This is a genomic window from Sutcliffiella horikoshii, assembly GCF_044809035.1.
Lineage (GTDB): Bacteria > Bacillota > Bacilli > Bacillales > Bacillaceae_I > Sutcliffiella_A > Sutcliffiella_A horikoshii_G.
Window position 1 is genome coordinate 1332326 of sequence record NZ_CP085237.1, and the last position, 19048, is coordinate 1351373.

General features: G+C 41.7%; 17 protein-coding genes. 10 read left to right on the forward strand and 7 right to left on the reverse strand.

All coding sequences use genetic code 11. The annotated features are described in order from the left end of the window. Window positions 1-315 precede the first annotated feature (315 nt). The 4 genes from mecA to pepF all read left to right on the forward strand — a co-directional run bounded on the left by mecA (window position 316) and on the right by pepF (window position 5820). Window positions 316-1008, forward strand: a complete 693-nt coding sequence (gene mecA / locus LG307_RS07030) for an adaptor protein MecA (RefSeq protein WP_404449312.1) — start codon at window positions 316-318, stop codon at window positions 1006-1008. Window positions 1009-1115: 107 nt separating this feature from the next. Beyond that, window positions 1116-2633 (forward strand): cardiolipin synthase, encoded by a 1518-nt coding sequence (cls, locus tag LG307_RS07035; RefSeq protein WP_404449314.1) that lies wholly within the window; start codon window positions 1116-1118, stop codon window positions 2631-2633. Window positions 2634-2742: 109 nt separating this feature from the next. Next, window positions 2743-3921, forward strand: coding sequence for a competence protein CoiA (locus LG307_RS07040; protein ID WP_404449315.1), 1179 nt, complete (start codon window positions 2743-2745; stop codon window positions 3919-3921). An 84-nt stretch (window positions 3922-4005) separates the two neighbouring features. Then, window positions 4006-5820: an oligoendopeptidase F gene (gene pepF, locus LG307_RS07045; protein ID WP_404449317.1), complete on the forward strand. Its 1815-nt coding sequence runs from the start codon at window positions 4006-4008 to the stop codon at window positions 5818-5820. A gap of 808 nt (window positions 5821-6628) precedes the next feature. On the opposite strand, the gene LG307_RS07050 is transcribed toward pepF, so the two are convergent. From LG307_RS07050 to LG307_RS07065, 4 genes are all read right to left on the reverse strand, one after another. Continuing rightward, window positions 6629-7501 carry a ClpXP adapter SpxH family protein gene (locus LG307_RS07050; RefSeq protein WP_404449318.1) on the reverse strand — a complete coding sequence of 291 codons (873 nt, stop codon included), beginning with the start codon at window positions 7499-7501 and terminating at the stop codon, window positions 6629-6631. Continuing rightward, window positions 7491-7907, reverse strand: coding sequence for a globin (locus tag LG307_RS07055; protein WP_404449320.1), 417 nt, complete (start codon window positions 7905-7907; stop codon window positions 7491-7493). Before LG307_RS07055 ends, LG307_RS07050 begins: the two co-directional genes overlap by 11 nt. A 282-nt stretch (window positions 7908-8189) precedes the next feature. Continuing rightward, window positions 8190-8858 carry a lytic transglycosylase domain-containing protein gene (locus tag LG307_RS07060; RefSeq protein WP_404449322.1) on the reverse strand — a complete coding sequence of 223 codons (669 nt, stop codon included), beginning with the start codon at window positions 8856-8858 and terminating at the stop codon, window positions 8190-8192. Continuing rightward, window positions 8855-9466: a CYTH domain-containing protein gene (locus tag LG307_RS07065; protein WP_404449324.1), complete on the reverse strand. Its 612-nt coding sequence runs from the start codon at window positions 9464-9466 to the stop codon at window positions 8855-8857. Before LG307_RS07065 ends, LG307_RS07060 begins: the two co-directional genes overlap by 4 nt. A 185-nt stretch (window positions 9467-9651) precedes the next feature. Between LG307_RS07065 and LG307_RS07070 the strand changes: the two genes are divergently transcribed. From LG307_RS07070 to LG307_RS07085, 4 genes are read left to right on the forward strand one after another with little or no spacing between them, the layout of a single operon-like run. Continuing rightward, entirely contained in the window at window positions 9652-10020 is a 369-nt protein-coding gene (locus tag LG307_RS07070) for a hypothetical protein (protein WP_404449326.1), read from the forward strand. 15 nt (window positions 10021-10035) lie between these two features. After that, window positions 10036-10668 carry a GTP pyrophosphokinase family protein gene (locus LG307_RS07075; protein WP_148978613.1) on the forward strand — a complete coding sequence of 211 codons (633 nt, stop codon included), beginning with the start codon at window positions 10036-10038 and terminating at the stop codon, window positions 10666-10668. 16 nt (window positions 10669-10684) lie between these two features. Then, on the forward strand, window positions 10685-11482 hold the full coding sequence (locus tag LG307_RS07080) for an NAD kinase (protein WP_404449328.1): 798 nt from the start codon (window positions 10685-10687) through the stop codon (window positions 11480-11482). A gap of 14 nt (window positions 11483-11496) precedes the next feature. Next, window positions 11497-12405 carry an RluA family pseudouridine synthase gene (locus LG307_RS07085; protein WP_404449329.1) on the forward strand — a complete coding sequence of 303 codons (909 nt, stop codon included), beginning with the start codon at window positions 11497-11499 and terminating at the stop codon, window positions 12403-12405. Between the two features lie 242 nt (window positions 12406-12647). Here LG307_RS07085 and prpE read toward each other — a convergent pair whose 3' ends face one another. Then, window positions 12648-13388, reverse strand: a complete 741-nt coding sequence (prpE, locus tag LG307_RS07090) for a bis(5'-nucleosyl)-tetraphosphatase PrpE (protein ID WP_404449330.1) — start codon at window positions 13386-13388, stop codon at window positions 12648-12650. Window positions 13389-13606: 218 nt separating this feature from the next. Here prpE and LG307_RS07095 point away from each other — a divergent pair, with 218 nt between their 5' ends. Both LG307_RS07095 and fabI read left to right on the forward strand, forming a co-directional pair. After that, the gene (locus LG307_RS07095) at window positions 13607-15670 is read left to right on the forward strand and encodes a cation:proton antiporter (protein WP_404449332.1); all 2064 of its coding nucleotides are present in this window, start codon (window positions 13607-13609) and stop codon (window positions 15668-15670) included. Window positions 15671-16219: 549 nt separating this feature from the next. Next, window positions 16220-16990, forward strand: coding sequence for an enoyl-ACP reductase FabI (fabI, locus tag LG307_RS07100; RefSeq protein WP_404449334.1), 771 nt, complete (start codon window positions 16220-16222; stop codon window positions 16988-16990). Window positions 16991-17026: 36 nt separating this feature from the next. Here the strand turns inward: fabI and LG307_RS07105 are convergent, their stop codons facing one another. Continuing rightward, window positions 17027-17323, reverse strand: a complete 297-nt coding sequence (locus LG307_RS07105) for a hypothetical protein (RefSeq protein ID WP_404449335.1) — start codon at window positions 17321-17323, stop codon at window positions 17027-17029. A gap of 523 nt (window positions 17324-17846) precedes the next feature. Then, window positions 17847-18923, reverse strand: coding sequence for a CotS family spore coat protein (locus tag LG307_RS07110; RefSeq protein WP_404449337.1), 1077 nt, complete (start codon window positions 18921-18923; stop codon window positions 17847-17849). Between the last annotated feature and the right edge of the window lie 125 nt (window positions 18924-19048).

Below are 19048 nucleotides of genomic sequence, written 5' to 3' on the forward strand. Positions count from 1 at the left end.
GGTCATGGTCTAGCTTTATAAGCTAGGTACTTGAGGTCACTACACATTCCTTAAACGGATGTATACAATCTATGTTTTGCTTAAATGGACCGGAACCAACCGCATTTGCTCATCTTTGCATAGATTTTAGGTTTACTCGCTATGCTAAATGGATAAATTGTAACAATAAGGTATAAGAAATTTGTGGAGGGTCCCTTCCAAGGAAAGACGGAGGAAAATGAGAAGCGGACAATAAGAGACTGGCATTTCTCTCATGAGATTTGTTTGCAAGAGAGCACGCTTATCATTTACCGAATCAGAAGGGAGTTGTTTAGAATGGAAATAGAACGTATTAATGATCATACGGTTAAGTTTTACATTTCATATGGTGATATAGAGGAACGTGGTTTTGACCGCGAGGAAATTTGGTATAACCGCGAGCGCAGTGAAGAACTTTTCTGGGAAATGATGGATGAAGCGCATGATGAGGAAGATTTCATGGTGGAAGGTCCGCTGTGGATACAAGTTCAAGCCCTAGATAAGGGGTTGGAGGTCATCGTTACACGAGCTCAACTATCTAAAGATGGAAAGAACTTCGAGGTACCTGTATCAGAGGACAAGCGAATTGATATACCTGTTGACGAAAGGATAGAGGCGCTTCTTGATCAGCACTTTAATTCTTCAGCGAAATCAGAGGAAGCGAAAGACGACAAGCTGGATGAGGAAAAAGACCTTCTGCAATTTATGGTCCGGTTTAGAGATCTGGAGTATATTATTTCTGCGAGTCACCGATTGCAGCACTTAGAAAACTTAAGCAACCATCTGTACTTTTACGAGAAAAGCTACTATTTATATGTTGATTTTTCCAGCGAGCACTATACAGATGAAGAGATTGACAATGTGTTAAGTGTGTTACTCGAATATGGGGAAGAGTCAGCCATCTCCATTCACCGTCTTCAAGAATATGGTTCGGAAGTTGCCAAGGACGATGCAATGAAGGAAATGACGAAGCACTTTCCTCTTAAATAACCGAAGGCCGATTTCACTAAGTTGAAATCGGTTTTTTCCGATTATGAGGATGATAGGAATTATTTAGTGGAAGATTTGGCGTTTAGGATAGAGGAGAAGTGAGTCAGTTGAAAAATACCATTCGTGTTATCGTATTTATATTAGTAATCGGGGCTGTGTTATTTGCCACCCAGGGCTTATGGGAAGGATGGTTGTTAGGATCCATTTCCATCTTTTTTACTATATCTGTCGTCTTTATCGCATTTCTGATTTCTCTTGAAAATAGACACCCAACTAGAACACTCACATGGTTGGTCGTACTGGGGAGTTTTCCGGTACTCGGATTTTTCTTTTATTTAATATTTGGACGTAATGTCCGAAAGCGAAGACTATTTCAAAGGAAAGCCCTTCTGGACAAGGAAGTACTGGAAGAAGTGGAAGGAACGAGAGAATACACGGAACAAGATATGCGACTTCTGGATGAGAGTAAAAAAGGAATTTTTCAACTCTCACAGAACATTGGAAGAAGTCCCATCTCCTTTGAAACCGAAACGGTCGTTTTGACTAACGGGAATCAAACATTTACCAGGATTCTTGAAGAAATCAGCAAAGCAAAACACCATATACATTTTGAATATTATATTGTAAGAGATGATGAGATCGGTTCGCAAATTAAAGATCTATTAATTGAAAAGGCAAAAAGCGGTGTACAGGTGCGTTTCCTGTATGATGCAGTGGGAAGCTTTCAATTAGGCAGTAAATACATAAAAGAGCTCCGTGCGGCAGGAGTGGAAATTGTGTCATTTTCACCTGTAAGGGTACCGGTATTTAATAACAAAATAAACTTCCGTAATCACCGGAAAATTATAGTGGTGGATGGGGATGTCGGCTTTGTAGGCGGGCTCAATATCGGGGATGAGTACCTTGGGCGAGATGAGTATTTTGGATTCTGGAGAGATACACATCTTTATGTAAGAGGAGAAGCGGTTAGGACGCTTCAATTAATATTTCTTCAGGACTGGTATTATGCTACAGACGAATCGCTGCTTACACCTAGTTATTTGACCCCTGCTTTGGCGAACGAACATGGAAAGAAATATGGTGGAGTCCAGATGATTGCTGGAGGTCCCGATCAGGAATGGGAAGTCATCAAAAGCTTATACTTTTCGATGATTACTTCTGCCCGTAAATCCATTTGGATTGCATCTCCTTATTTTGTTCCTGATGATGATATTTTCACTGCGCTGAAGGTTGCAGCGCTCAGTGGGCTGGATGTGCGGTTATTGGTGCCAAAACGTCCGGATAAACGAATAGTGTACTATGCTTCTAGGTCCTATTTTCCTGAAATGATGGAAGCTGGGGTGAAAATATTTCAATATGAAAAAGGGTTTTTACACAGTAAGGTAGTGGTTGTCGATGAACAGGTGGCATCCATTGGAACCGCGAATATGGATATGCGTAGTTTCCATTTGAATTTTGAAGTGAATGCATTTTTATATAATACAGAAAGTGTGAAGACACTTGTGAAGGATTACGAACAGGATTTGCATGATGCCAAGCCGATTGCGAAAGAGGTTTATGCCAATCGTCCTTTTTATCAAAAGGTGGTTGAATCTGCGGCAAGATTGGCTTCCCCATTACTATAAAAGCCGGAGATATTCTTCCGGTTTTTTTATTTGTAAATTTATGAAGGGATTTGTCTGAACGTGGCGAATGGTATATAGGTGTAAAATATCTTTTGAAAGGTGTGTTGGAATGTTTGTTGCTAAAAGAAAAGACGGTTCATTCTTTTCGTTGTTAGATTGGAAGAACCGAGAAGATGTGGAACGCCTTACAAAAGGGGAGCTGTTTTTCTGTCCTGCGTGTCACAGTACTCTCCGATTAAAACATGGACAGGTAAGAAAAGTACACTTTGCCCACATGAACGACTCCTGCAATGCTTCCTCAGAATCTGAAACCCACTACCATCTTGAAGGAAAAGCCAAGCTGTATGAAAGCCTTCGCCACTCTAATGATAAAACCACACTTGAACATTATATCCCGAGCACAAATCAAAGAGCGGATGTTTACATGGAAACAGGACATAGAAAGTATGCGTTTGAGTTTCAATGTTCTACTATTTCTAAGGCAGAGTTTAGTAAAAGAACAAAGCTTTATGAAATTTCACACATCAGGCCAGTATGGATCCTCGGGAAAGAAAAACTAGGAAAAATTCAACCACAAATGAAGTTTTCGCCCTTTCAGTGGCAATTTCTCCAAAGACACAACGCACACAGCCCACCCTTCATCCTCACCTTTTGTCCGAATACAACACGGTTCCATTACCTCTACCCGTCATTTTCCTTTAATTCGTCTACCACCTATATCTCATCCATAACAAGCAAGAGCTGGATCGAACATCCCACTTTCCAGAACATCCAACATGCAACATGGAAAGAGCATTTTCTTCACTATAAAAAGAAATGGAGATATTCCTACTCACTCTATAAAACGCATAATCATTTAAGAAGCTATTGCTATACAAAAATGAATATCCCTCTTTCGTTGTTTCCCGCAGAAATTGGCCTTCCTGTTCCCTCTTTTTACAGATTGCATACTCCCGTCATAGAATGGCAGGCATGGCTTTACTTTGATTCTATTTTCCATACACCCCTACATTCCATTATTCATGTCCCTACTGTATTGAAGAACTTTAAGCGCCGGATTACAGGTTCGCACATTTGTTTACGAGAGTTGCCACTTGTAAAGGTGGGGTTCTATGAGGATGCGGTGGTGGAATATTTGGAAGCTCTGGTCTCAATTGGGGCATTGAAGCGGGAATCCCCGATGATTTATCGAAAAATAAAAAAGGAGCTGCCTTACGCGTCCATGGAGGGGGCATGTAAGCAGGATCGCATCATTTTAGAATTCCTATTGTATACAAAACAATCTTAAGATTAATAAAACAAAAAAGGGAATAATAAGCACGTGTCGAATAGTTAAAAGGGTGCACTTTTTATTTTCAAAGGAGGTTTAACGATGGCGGAACAAACTGCTGTTAAGAAATTACAAGAACGTAAAGACATCTCCGTGGAAGACACATGGAGATTAGAAGATATTTTCTCAAGTGATGAAGCATGGGAAAAAGAGTTTCAAGAAGTTAAAGGACTGATTGGCAAGATAAAGGATTATGAGGGGAAACTATCAGATTCAGCTGATACGTTATTCGAAGCGTTGCAGTACCAGGATTCCATCTCAAGCCGATTAGGAAAGCTATATACATATGCACACATGCGCTACGATCAAGATACAACAAACTCCTTCTATCAAGGGTTAAATGATCGTGCAACCAATCTTTATACACAAGTGGCAAGCGCGCTTTCCTTTATGGTACCAGAAATTTTGACGATGAAGGAGGAAGACATCTCCAAGTTCCTTCAAGAAAATAAAGAACTTGCTTTATATGAACACTCTCTAGACGAAATTAATCGCCAACGTCCGCATGTGTTATCTGCGAAAGAGGAAGCGTTGTTAGCTGAAGCTTCTGAAGTGCTATCTGCTTCATCCAACACGTTTGGAATGCTGAATAATGCCGATATTACTTTCCCGTCTGTAAAAGATGAAAACGGGGAGGAAATCGAAATTACGCATGGCCGTTACATCCGCTTCCTAGAAAGCGAAGATCAAGAAGTAAGAAAGAATGCTTTTAAAGCAGTATATGAAACCTATGGAAAGTATCGAAACACATTCTCCAGTACATTAAGTGGAGCGGTGAAAAAGGACAACTTCCAAGCGAAGGTCCGCAACTATGATTCTGCACGTCAATCTGCTCTAAGTAATAACAACATTCCGGAAACTGTATACGATAACCTGGTGAACACGATTAATAAAAACTTGCACCTATTGCACCGTTATGTGGATCTTCGCAAAAAAGTTCTAGGCGTAGAAGAGTTGCATATGTATGATCTGTACACTCCTCTGATCAAAGAAGCGAACATGAAGGTTTCTTATGAGGAAGCAAAGGATTACTTACTTAAAGGGCTTGCACCATTAGGGCAGGAATACTTGGATATTGTAAAAGAAGGATTCGACAACAGATGGGTAGACGTTCAAGAGAATAAAGGCAAACGATCTGGTGCCTATTCTTCTGGGACATATGGCACGAACCCTTATATCTTAATGAATTGGCAGGACAATGTGAATAACTTGTTCACACTTGCGCATGAATTCGGCCACTCCGTTCACAGTTACTATACAAGAAAAACTCAGCCATATCCTTATGGAAACTACTCCATTTTCGTGGCAGAAGTAGCATCAACATGTAACGAAGCGCTATTAAATGATTATCTGTTAAAAACAGTGGATGATGATAAAAAGCGTCTCTACTTGTTGAACCACTATCTAGAAGGGTTCCGTGGTACAGTATTCCGTCAAACGATGTTTGCGGAATTTGAGCACAAGATCCATGAGCTTGCACAAAATGGGGAAGCTTTGACTGCTGACCTTTTAACAGAAACATACTATGAGTTAAACAAGAAATACTTTGGTGAGAACATCACGATTGATGAGGAAATCGGTTTAGAGTGGGCGAGAATCCCTCACTTCTATTACAACTACTATGTATACCAATATGCGACAGGCTATAGTGCTGCAACAGCCCTTAGCAAGCAGATTTTGGAAGAAGGACAGCCTGCTGTAGACCGCTACCTTGAATTCTTGAAAGCCGGTAGCTCCGATTATCCAATCGAAGTGTTGAAAAAGGCTGGAGTGGACATGACTGAATCCAATCCGATTGAAGAGGCGTGTAAAGTATTCGAAGAGAAATTAAAAGAGATGGAAGAGTTACTTTCTTGATATTGCGAATGGGGACCACCTTGTAATGAGGTGGTTTTTCTTTATGGGGAAAATGGGTTACTTAAATCCTTTAAATCGTCGCTGATTGTTTAATAGAGCGATAAGCAGAAATATAGAAAAGAATAATATAGGAGAGGTTAAATAAATCGGGTACAGCTTCATAAGTCCAAGAACATTGATAAAAAGGCTGAACAGAATAAATACTATGCATAAAATGAGCGGAATTTTTGACATGGAGGCTGCTCCTTTCAAATAGACTTGTACTTCTACTAGCTATATGTACGTAAAAGGAAGAGATTCCATTCCAAAAAAAAACGTTTGTGACAAAGTTGTGAAATAGAGGTCTAACCTCTTGTCAAAAGTCGTATTCATCTGATATATTTATAACTGTGAAACGATTCACAAACAAACATATACCCCTTTGTTTGACCGTGAAAAATTTCTCCCATCCCCTTTGTTGTCTTTAATGACAATAGATTAGCCCTGGTCCCGTTGACCAGGGCTTTTCCTATTTATGTGGTAAATCGGCCTTAAAGCCCTTTACGCGGTGGTTATTGACTGAGATAGGTCTTTATAGAGGTTGTAAAAACATCTGAGCATTGGAAAATGGTCGGGAGAGGTTTTTAGGGAGGTTATTAAGACTTCCGAGTAGTGGAAATCAGAAGTGAGAGGTCTTTAAACAGCGTCTTAAGTTTTCAAAATAGTATAATACACCTTTCAAAGGTCTTTATAATAGAGTAGAAATTTAAAAACCGGAGAGGCAATCTTCATGAGTTTGCGCTTCTCCGGTTTATGCACTCTTCTTAAGTCAATTCGCAATATATCTCCAAAACGTCCCGTACTTTACTGGAACTTTCTCCACCCGTTGCGCCAGTTGAAGCTTCTTTAACTCATGTTCCACTTCCACAATCGGCAAATTATAGACGACGGATATTTCCTTTGTCGCGACAAAGGAAAACTGTGATAGGAATTCCTCTAAAGGTGGCAGCATCTTAGGAAAAGGCTGTTCTCCGAGCATATCTTGTAAAATGTGCACATACACCTCATAGGAATGATAGCCTGACACTTTAATGCCTTCTTCTTCAATATTTTCGTTAAAGAAAACAAGAGTAGGGATCTCAGATACTTCCATCTCATTAGTGATTTTGAAATCACAATTTAACGCCTTGGATGCACTTTCCCCGTTCATATCCTTTGTGAACTCTTCCATGTCGAGTCCTACCGACTCCGCACATTCCATTAACACAGAAAGTTCTGAGATATTCTGTTTCTCTAAGAACAATACTTCTTGCAGTTTGCGCAAGTACTTGATTCCTGCCTTACGTCCCTGAAGCTCGGCTGCCTTGATGGCGATAGAAGCAACATATGGCGATTCTATCGGATTCTCAAGCCATAAGGACCCATCACAGGACATGCCGGAACGTGTTGCGGTGCGTTCCCAAACTTGTGCCATGGAGGCAGCATAATGTTTCTTGGCAAGGTTTAGAGAGGTCAATTGGCCAGTGACAATATGCTTAATGGTAAAATACTGTCCATACTGCACATATAACTTCTTTAGCATCGGTTCCAATGCCCAGCACTCAGGACAGAGGGGATCGATGAAGAAGTAAATCTCTATCGGTTTATTGGTTGTATGTTGAATGTTTTTTAAATAATATAATTTCTTATCATTACAGGTCACATGAATCTTCCTTTTCTTCAGGTTTGTCTGGGGTATTGATCATATGTTGAGCCGTTAGTACTAAACGCTGAAAAAATTCTTTTCGATATGAACCCTCAAGTCCCACTTCATCCATCGCCTCTTCCATGCAAGCTAGCCAAGCTTTGGCCCGCTTTGGTGTAATTTCAAAAGGCATATGGCGTGCACGTAGCATCGGGTGCCCGTGCTCACTTGTATATAGAGGTGGTCCTCCTAAATACTGGGTAAGAAATTGCTTTTGCTTCCTTGCTGTTTCCGTCAAATCATTCGGGAAAATCGGAGCTAAACTGGGATGGCGGCCGACACGATCGTAAAATGCTTCTATAAGTTCGTGAATAACTTGCTCTCCGCCAACAGCTTCAAAAGGTGTTTGTATGTTATCCATCATTTTAACTCCTTATATCTAAAAGTAACGATTGTATGTATATTTTAGCAATGTGGTTATTATATCTCAAACAATTCGATTCCACCCTTGCAAAAAATAGGGAAAAAAGGGAGTTGGGAGGGAGGTGTTAGGGGTAACTGTTGATTTCCGTTCCAGGCGCTTCGCTTGCCTGCGGGCGTCTGCGCGCCTTCCACTCCAATCAACGGGTTATCTCATCCTCATAAGAAAATAAAAAAACACCGAGCACAAAAATTTAATTTTCATACGCGGTGTTTTTAAAATTATTTAAGCTTGGTAGTTCCCGGTAACCTTTCGGACGTAGTTCATTGTTTCTTTGAAAGGGGGGACTCCATTGTATTTGTCTACATTGCCTGGTCCGGCATTGTAGGCGGCAAGTGCTAGGGTTAGATTGCCGTCGTATTTGTCCAGCATTTGACGGATGTATTTGGTGCCACCCATAATATTTTGCCTCGGGTCCATTGCATTGGTGACGCCCAGTCCTTTTGCTGTTAAAGGCATGAGCTGCATTAAACCTGCTGCCCCTGCATGGCTAACTGCCGTTGGATTAAAGCTTGATTCTTGTTGTATGATTGCTTTGATTAATTTCGGGTCTACTCCATATTTTACGGAAGCTTCCTCAATGATTTCTTCAAAATCCGATCGTCTAGCTACACTTGCATTTTCCCTAAAAGAGCCTTTGGCAGGGAGAGGAACAATACTCTTACCAATCTCCGCTTCCAACATGCTCGCATTCATGGAAAGTAGTGCTGAATTCAATGGATGAGAAAAAGAATGCTGTCCTGGGATTGAGGAATTCCCAGTGTCCGTAGTGATCATTCCTGCCAGCACACTAGAGAAAGGAAGACTGGAACCGGTGTTAGTAGGTTGCTTGTTCACTTGTAAACCTTGCAAAGCTTGAAGTTGCATCATGGATCTAAGCTGATCTAGGTTCATTTTTTGTCTCCTTCTCCAGCAAGTGAACAGGCTTTTGCCTCGTAAAATCTTATAATTTTATTTTTCGTTTCACGCAGAGGGATCCCGTAAGCATCAAGCAATTCGTGGAATAATTTTTCCCCTGCGGCATAATTTTTCACTTCATATTCCAATTCAAAATCACTTGTATCCATATAGTTGCTTTCATCTAATACTAACAATCCGTCTTTGTATGCGAGTTCGGCGCGATTTGTTTTCAAGGAACCAAAGTAGATTACTTCGGATGGGGAGATACTAAGCTCGTCCGTTAAAATATTGGAGATAATCCCGCTGACTAAACCGGTATTTGCGCTTATCATAGATTGAAATTCATCTTCAGTCACAACCTGATGTGTTTCTAAAAGTCCTTCATCAGCAGGTTGTTTTAAGGTGAGTGTGAATGTGTCGCCTTTTTTCCGAACGCGAAGAGCACAGCCTTTATCCTTTAGGGCAAAGCCGGCTGTGTCAAAATAGTGGTTTTCCTGAGTGAAAAAGTCATCAGATTTCACTTTAAATGCCGAACAGAGAGATGTAAATTCATCAAAGGTCAATAAATTCTTAAATTCAATTTCAATTTCTTGGTTGGTCATAGTTTTACCTCTCCTAATTGATATACTTCTATTATTACTTGCTTTCCTGGGGAAGGCAATGTTTAAGTAGCATTCTTCTAGGAATCATTTACACAATAATTTGGTAAAAAAGTTGGTTTCCATTTCATTGCGGGAAGGGAATTATGATAATATATGAGTAGGATTTAGGTTGGAAGGAGATTATTATGCAAAAAAGAATAGAAATTAAGCATACATCTTGGAATGAACATCAACTTTTGCTAGAGGCGGATTCCGTTTCTTTTCCGCTAGATCAAGTGTCAGCGAGCAATCAAATGCTGGTGGATTCAGACAATCTCGCATTTATTTATAAACTGGAGACAGCAACGGAATTTATTTATGTAAGTATCAAAGATGATTTTTGGAACGATGTGAAACAGGCATTAGAGGATAAGAAGGCGATTGTGCTTGTAGTAGACAAGACGGCATTACTGCTGACAAATATAGAAGAAGAACTAGGTTACTTAATAGAAAATATAAGAGACAATGCCAATTATGGTGAAGAGATGGAGAGAAGAGTAAACGAGATTTTTTAAGGGGTTTGGCCAATTATGATACAACATTGGGACTTGTTTTTAGCGCCTTATAAACAGGCAATAGATGAAATGAAAGTGAAGTTAAAGGGAATGCGCGGTCAATTCAAAATGCAGTCGGAGCATTCGCCCATTGAATTTGTTACGGGAAGAGTCAAGCCGATCGCAAGTATCTTGGATAAAGCGACACGCAAAGGAATTTCTCTTGAAAAGCTGGAGGATGAAATGCAGGACATTGCCGGTGTTCGCATGATGTGCCAGTTTGTAGATGATATACATAGAGTGGTGGAGATTCTCCGGATTCGCAATGACTTTGAAATTGTGGAAGAACGAGACTATATTTCCTCCCGAAAAAACAGCGGATATCGTTCCTACCATGTAGTCGTCCGTTATCCTGTTCAGACCATTGAAGGGGAAAAGAAAATCCTGGTCGAGATTCAGATCAGAACTCTTGCAATGAACTTCTGGGCAACCATTGAGCACTCACTGAACTACAAATATAGCGGGCAATTCCCACAGGATATTAAGGAAAGACTTGTTCGTGCGGCCGAAGCGGCATATCTTCTAGATGCGGAAATGTCACAGATCCGTGGAGAAATCCAAGAAGCACAAGCCATCTTTTCACGAAAAAAAGAGCTGGATTCGGACTAACTAAAGGGGTGGAAGTATGAAATTTGCCATAACCTCCAAAGGGGACTCGGTTTCAAACACATTGATGCACAAAATGAGGACCTACTTGCAGGATTTTGATTTGATATATGATGAAGATCAACCTGATTTGGTTGTTTCAGTCGGGGGAGACGGGACACTTCTATATGCGTTCCATCGCTATCGCAGCCGCCTGGACAAGACGGCCTTCATCGGGGTCCACACCGGCCATCTTGGTTTCTATGCCGATTGGGTGCCTGAGGAAATTGAAAAACTAGTCATTGCTATTGCGAAGACCCCCTATCAAATAGTGGAATATCCATTATTGGAAGTGATTATCCGCTACAACGATGGGGGACGGGAAGCACGTTACTTGGCACTAAATGAATGCACCGTTAAAAGTGTAGAAGGTACATTGGTGATGGATGTAGAGATTAAGGGCCAGCTATTTGAAACTTTCCGTGGAGACGGATTGTGTATCTCCACTCCATCTGGAAGCACTGCCTATAATAAGGCGTTGGGTGGCGCAATTTTGCATCCATCTCTACCGGCCATTCAGTTGGCAGAAATGGCTTCCATTAATAACAGGGTATTCCGAACCATCGGATCACCGCTTGTATTGCCTCAACATCACACCTGTCTATTAAAGCCTGTCAACGATGTGGACTATCAGATCACCATAGACCATCTGACATTGCTACATAAAGATGTAAAGTCTATTCAATATCGCGTGGCGAAAGAGAAGATCCGCTTTGCACGCTTCCGTCCTTTCCCTTTCTGGAAACGGGTTAGCGATTCATTTATTACCGATAAATAAGAGGACTGGTTGTTATGGAAAGATTTTTTCTAGTCTTTAAAGCTGGAGCACGAGACGAAGGGAAACTGCTTCGGGAATTCTTAAAAGAAAGGCAGATCTCCAAAGCTGCCTTGATCGATATTAAATTCAACGGTGGGGCGCTGCATGTGAATGGCAGCGCCGTTACTGTGCGATACGCTCTATATGAAGGTGATACGGTGGAAGTGTTTTTTCCAAAAGAAGAGCCAAGTGATGATCTTGTGGCTGAGGACATTCCTTTGGATATCGTATTTGAGGATGAGTATGTTCTCGTGGTGAACAAGCCTGCTGGCATGGCATCGATTCCGTCACGAGAGCATCGCCATGGAACACTTGCCAATGCTGTGCTTGGTTACTATCAGTTGATGGGAATCTGCGCAACGATACATATTGTGACTCGATTGGATCGTGATACATCAGGATTGATGCTCATTGCCAAACACCGCCATGCTCATCATCTATTTTCGTTGCAGCAAAAGGAGTTTGGTGTCAAGCGGCGCTATGAGGCGCTGGTTCATGGAGAAATGAAAGGTGAGGGTGGGTCTGCTTCAGGTAAAATAGATGCACCAATCGGGCGTAAGGATACCAGCATCATTGAGCGAGAAGTCCGGGAAGATGGGCAGCGTGCGGTCACACATTACGAGGTGCTTCGTGTTGGAGAAGGTTGGAGTCATGTTTCTTTGAGATTGGAAACGGGCCGCACTCATCAGATTCGTGTACATATGGCCTATCTGGGGCATCCGTTGGTTGGAGATAGTTTGTACGGCGGTTCTGTGGGAGACGGAATGGTGCGCCAGGCGTTGCATAGCTGTGAATTGAGCTTCTTTCATCCGGTGGAAGAGCAGGAGATGTTGTTTTCGTGCAGGTTGCCGGTGGATATGAGAAGAGTTTTGGGGGAGAGCTGACAATCCAAAGGGATGTCAGCTTTCTTTGCGTGTGAGGGAGATGGGTTACTGGAAGGGAATGGGAATCTCTCGTAAATCTCGATTATCGCCCGTTTTTCCAAAAAGTCGCCCGTTTTTCTCAATTTTCGCCCGTAAACTCAAATAATAGCCCGATTGAGTAAATTGCTGCTTTTTAAGGGTAGCCCGCTGGTGGATTTTTGCTTAGCGTTGTTTCAGCTAACCTCCGTATTCCCGCAATTCCCTCAATCCCACAACTCCCTAAATTTCTCCTTAACAAACGGCATCCCAGAATCAACAGAAACTGTCTCCATCTCAGGATAGCGCAAGGCGGAAAGCTTACCGCCAAAAACCGCACCTGTATCGATATTAGCGGTGTTATTAACAATCCTTACCTCACGAACCGGCGTGTGGCCATAGACAATCCAGGTGTCTCCGTCATACTCCTGTGCCCAATCGCGGCGGACAGGCATGCCGTTTTCGTGGAACTCTCCAGTGATATCGCCGTACAGGACGAATGTCTTCACTTTTTTACCCTGCTGACCTATGTATTCTTTTTTAAGACCTGCATGAGCAACGATTAGTTTCCTATTATCCAGCACTTGATAGAGAGGAGCTTCTTCATAAAGCTTGATGAACATCTTCCTAAACTCTTCCTGTCCAAAAGCTGATAATGCTTCAAACTCCGCTACAGTCGTCTCAAGGCCGTGAGTATGCTGCACTTTGTTTCCTAAAAGAAAACGATAGAGTTTGTTGCAGTGATTGCCAGGCACATAAAAACCAAGTCCGGCTTCAACCAAAGCGTAAATGATTTTTACCACGCCAATCGAGTCAGGACCTCGATCAGTAAGGTCTCCAACAAAAGCAAGTTTTCTTCCTTCAGGGTGTTTAAACAAACCTTCAAACTCTGCGTACCCCATTTCATTCAGCAAGGCTTTAAACTCCTCTATGCATCCATGTATATCTCCGATGACATCAATTTTCATAAAGCAAAATCACTCCTTTTATGTACATATTAAGCCCTGTTTCCCCATACAAATGAGTGAGAAAAAAGGAAAAAGTTCATACTACTGTTAATATCTTCATTGTATCATTTATGTAAATTTTTCATGAAAATTTTATCTGATTACTGTATTACCGAAATAAAAACATGATATAATCTTTGCTTATTACATACAAAAAAGAATTGATCGGGGAAGATAGCATGTTTGAATTACCAATAAAGGAACCGGTATTAGTATTCACGATTGCCATGATCATTTTTTTCATTTTTCCCTATTTCATGAAATTATTGCGTATCCCTGGACTAATTGGCCCGATTTTGGCAGGTGTCATCATTGGCCCGAATGGATTAGCAGTGCTAGAAAGAAGTTCCACCATTGAGCTCTTAGGCACAGTCGGACTCTTATTTATCATGTTTATAGCCGGACTTGAAATGGACCTGGACGGATTTAAAAAATACCGTAACCGCAGCATTGTTTTTGGAGTGATGTCGTTTTGGATTCCACTGTTGTTCGGCACTGTCATAAGCCTGCTGCTCGGATATAGTGTGGCGGCTGCAATATTGATTGGATCAATCCTAGGATCCCATACTCTTCTAGGCTATCCCATTGCAAGCAGGCTCGGAATAGGAAAAAGCAAGGCAATCACGACAGCTGTTGGCGGTAGTATTTTAACAGATGCCTTTGCCTTATTGGTATTGGCGATCATAACAGGTGCAGCAGCAGGGGAACTGGATATTTATTTTGGAATTAAATTGACCTTATCCTTGATAGTATTTGTGGCAATTATCTTCTTGGGAACACCATTTCTATCAAGATGGTTTTTCCGTAATGTGGCAACGGAAGGGACAGGGGAGTTCATTTATGTCATGGTCATGCTTTTTACAGCAGGATCATTGGCGCTTATTGCCGGTCTGCAGCCGATTATCGGGGCCTTCTTAGTAGGGCTTGCCCTTAACCGATTTATTTTTGATCAAGGACCATTGATGAACAGAATTCGTTTTACGGCAAACAGCATTTTCATTCCGTTTTTCTTGTTATCCGTCGGGATGCTTATGGACTTAAGCGTACTTGTCGGTAATCCGAAAGCATGGGTGTTAACAGTTGCGATTGTTTTGGGGCTTTTATCGAGCAAGTATCTAGCAGCCGCATTAACGAGTAAATTCTATAAATACTCTAAAGAGGAAAGATTGGTCATATTTGGTCTTTCAACTCCGCAAGCGGCCGCAACTTTAGCTGCTACCCTTGTCGGATTTAATGTCGGGCTTTTAGACCAGGCCACCGTTAATGGAGTCATTATCATGATTTTGATTACATGTATATTCGGGCCTTATTTAGTTGAAAAATATGGCCGAATACTCGCGCTTGAAGAAGAAATGATGCCTGTTCAAAAAGGGGATGCACCGGAGCGGATCTTGATTCCAATTGCCAACCCGAATACGATGGAGTCCTTGATGGACCTTGCTTTTGTGATCCGCCAATCTAATTCTGTCGAGCATCCCTTATATGCCCTAAGTGTGGTCCAACGGGATATGTGGGGAGCGGATGGAGATGTCGCAAAAGCGGAGAAAATGCTTGGTCAAGCAGTTTCCTATTCCAGTGGGGCAGATGTTCCGATCCGCGTGACGACAAGGGTAGACCGAAACATCGCGATCGGAATTAACCGTGCCATCGCCGAAGAGCGTATCACCACTCTTGTTGCAGGTTGGAACGGAGAACGTACGGCTCCTCAGAAAATTTTCGGTGGAGTGATCGACCAGGTGTTGGATCAGACGAATGTGTCAGTACTTATTTCCAAGCTTGGTCACCCCCTGAATACGACGAAGCGAATTGTTTTGATCCTTCCAAAAGGAATTGACCATAAACCAGGCTACTGGGATGCACTAGCAACAATTAAATTAATCGCCAGTAATCTTGGGGCGACGATCCAATGTTATGTGATTAAAGGATTCCCAGACGTATACAAAGCGCATATGCGTGAAATCAAACCAAACCCTCCGACAGTAGTGGAATGGGTGGAAGGTTGGACGGCGCTTTATGAAAACAAGTTGCCGACACTCCAACCGGATGATTTAGTTGTGGTTATTAGTGCCAGAAGAGGGACGACCGGCTGGCATCCACAGCTTGAAAAGATACCAGGGAAACTTGCCAAAATAAATCCCGAAAGCTTTATCATCTTCTATCCACGCGAGGAAAAAGAGGATCTGCGTGGTACTAGAGGAACCGAGATACCAAAAGAAGTACTGCTTGGCAGGGATTATGATTGATTTAACTTAATACGATAGGCAGCAGTGCAGGGAGGAGGTTTCCTGCACTGCTTTTTTGGATTCTCAAGACCTGAAGTTCGGCTGGAATAGAGCAAACGGTAGGAGAGAGTCGGTCTCTCCGCCCGAACCGCGGTTGAAAAAGCGGAAACGGTAGGAGAGAGTCGGTCTCTCCGCCCGAACCGCGGTTGAAAAAGCGGAAACGGTAGGAGAGAGTCGGTCTCTCCGCCCGAACCGGGGTTGAAAAAGCGGAAACGGTAGGAGAGAGTCGGTCTCTCCACCCGAACTGTGGTTGAGAAAGTGAAAACGGTAGGAGAGAACCCGTCTCTCCACCCGAACCGGGGTTGAGAAAATGAAAACGATAGGAGAGAACCCGTCTCTCCGCCCAAAACTGTATCAATAGCACGAAAACAGCACGAGATCCTCCCATAAATATCCAATCTCAACCACTCACCTCCAACTTCCCAAAAGATTTCATTCGCATTTCATCAACTATATGCTATAATTATGACTAGGTACTAATAACTTATATAAATAGGAGGGTATAAAACAATGAACTTATCCTTAGATGGTCGTACATATGTAGTAATGGGAGTAGCAAATAAAAGAAGTATCGCATGGGGTATCGCACGTTCCCTCCATGATGCGGGAGCTCGTCTTGTGTTCACGTACGCTGGTGAGCGTCTAGAAAAAAGCGTAAGAGAACTCGCGGATTCACTTGAGAGAAACGACTCAATCGTTCTTCCATGTGATGTAACAAAAGACGAAGAGGTTCATACTTGTTTCCAACAGATTAAAGAAGAAGTTGGCACAATTCACGGTGTAGCGCACTGTATCGCATTTGCCAACAAGGAAGAGCTGCAAGGCGATTATATGAACACGACTAGAGACGGTTTCTTGCTTGCGCACAATATCAGCTCCTACTCTTTAACGGCAGTAGCAAAAGAAGCGAAGGAAATTATGAAAGAAGGCGGAAGCATCGTAACACTGACATACCTTGGCGGCGAAAAAGTGGTTCCTAACTACAACGTCATGGGTGTGGCAAAAGCAAGTCTTGATGCAAGCGTGAAATACCTTGCCAATGACCTTGGTAAAGTGGGCATCCGCGTGAACTCCATTTCCGCAGGTCCGATTCGTACACTTTCTGCTAAAGGTGTAAGTGACTTCAACTCTATTTTAAAAGAGATTGAAGAAACTGCTCCATTACGCAGAGTAACAACTCAAGAAGAAGTGGGAGACACGGCGTTGTTCTTGTTCAGTAACTTGTCCAGAGGAATTACCGGGGAAAACATCCACGTGGATTCCGGGTATCATATCTTTTAAAACAAAAGCCGCAATGAATTTTGCGGCTTTTTGCTTTTATGCTGGTGGTGCTTGAATAATACTAGTTACAGATTTACAGCAAATATGCAATAATCCTGAAGGGTCATCTCCATCTGTAGTTGCTAAAACCAAAATCCCGGATTTTTTCTTGAAATCTACAAGTGTACCAGTTCTTTGTCTTCCTCCACTTGGTCCCCCAGTAAAGGTGACAGTGACGATTTGATTAATGAAGTTTTCTGTGTAACGTCCACAAAAACAACTTTGATCATCGTTATCTTTCTTTTTCCATGAACAACAACCGCTGCTCATACCTTTATCATGATATAAACTCATATCATACACCTCCTAAATATTGAGATACCATATAATACTCACCGAACGAATCTTTGGAAAGGCACTTGTCCCATAAATAGAAAACTACTTCAAAAATATCACTTCTATCAATATAAAATATCATTCACCCATACCACCCTCCAAACTCTAGCATATTCTATAGCAAAAGGAGGGAATCACCAGATGAAATTAAGATAATCACTCATAATAGATGGCCCTTAGCTAACGACTTTGGATTCACTGGAATTCTCCATATCCAGTTAGCAATCATTTTAGATATAAGGTAGCAAGCATCGCCGTATGGATAATTTTTTTAGCCTCCTTAGGTTGACCAACCGATTTAGCCCCTGGCCATGGAGAGCAGGGACTATGTCTTACACCCTTGGTTCTGATTACTGACGAAATCAAGAATTCAAGAATTATATATAATTTAAAGTGTAATACACTTATGTGTACGAAAGATGGTTTGAGAGGGACGTGGTTATCCATCTCCCTCTAATCACTACAAAATTTGATTGAAGGGTTATTTTATCAATTGATTTAATGCACCAGACTTGATTCGCTCGTATTCAAATGCCTCAGCCAGTTCATTTTCCATCAAAGGTGATTTTCTTACATATCTTTCTCGGATAACATCATAAAGCTCATATGGAAATAACATATCGATAAACATGATTTCCTTTTGTTTTTCAGTTAAAGGGGAGACAGATTCGTATGCATTAATCATGACATTAAATTGATCGTCATTCCAAACTCCTGTTGTATCCAATAGTGGAATGATCATTTTACGCAAATCACGGATAGGTAGATCGAATGATACGGTATCAAGATCAATTACCCAGATTTGGCCGTCATCCCCAAGAAGAGAGTTCCCCGTTCCATAATCTTGATGACAGAGGTTTGGCATTCCTTTTACCGTTCCCACCCAATCCAGGTACTCCGATTCCAATAATCTTTTTAGCGTATCCCGTCCTTCCTTTATAAAGAAATCAGCTTCCGCTAAGTAGAGTTTGGAAAAGGGATCATCAGGCAGAGATTTCGCTAATAACTTCCAAGTTTCCATCTGTTGACAACGTTTAATGTAGTGATTCGGCCATCGACCAAGCTTAGTAAAAATAGGGACACCTTCCGGAGGGCGATACCCAATAGAGGCAGTATGAAATTCAGCCAATCCCTTCATGATAAACTCAAGATCTTCTTGAACGGTCAATTCAAATGGCCGTCCTTCTATCCACTCATAGACGACAAATAGGAAAGGGCCGTGCTTTGTGTAAAGAATCCCATTCTTATTGGGGATGATTCCTGGTACTCTCATTCCTTTTAATGCCAGATAATTTTGTGCATTGATGGAAAACAAGGCTTTTTTCTCTGGTCTGTGTATTCTCTTTAAGCATATGGGGCCCTCAATAGTATGGATTTTCCATACTATTGCCATTTGACCTCCTTGGATCACTTCTACTGAATTTACAGTTACCTCCCAGTTCTTGATGATTGTTTCTGCTAGCGAGATAAGCTTTTGTTCCTCTTCCGGTGTAAGTGCATATTCCGTCGAATTTTCTTCTTGATTATGATTGTTTTCTTCCAACAAACGTTCCACCATCCTCTTTAGAAGTCTGCTTTTTATTGCGGTAACAGACAGCCTAAGATTGATTTTCCTCCCAATCAGGAAGGGACCTTTTATTTAAGGTATGGTCGTAACGGAAGAAATGTTATTGACAGGTGTGT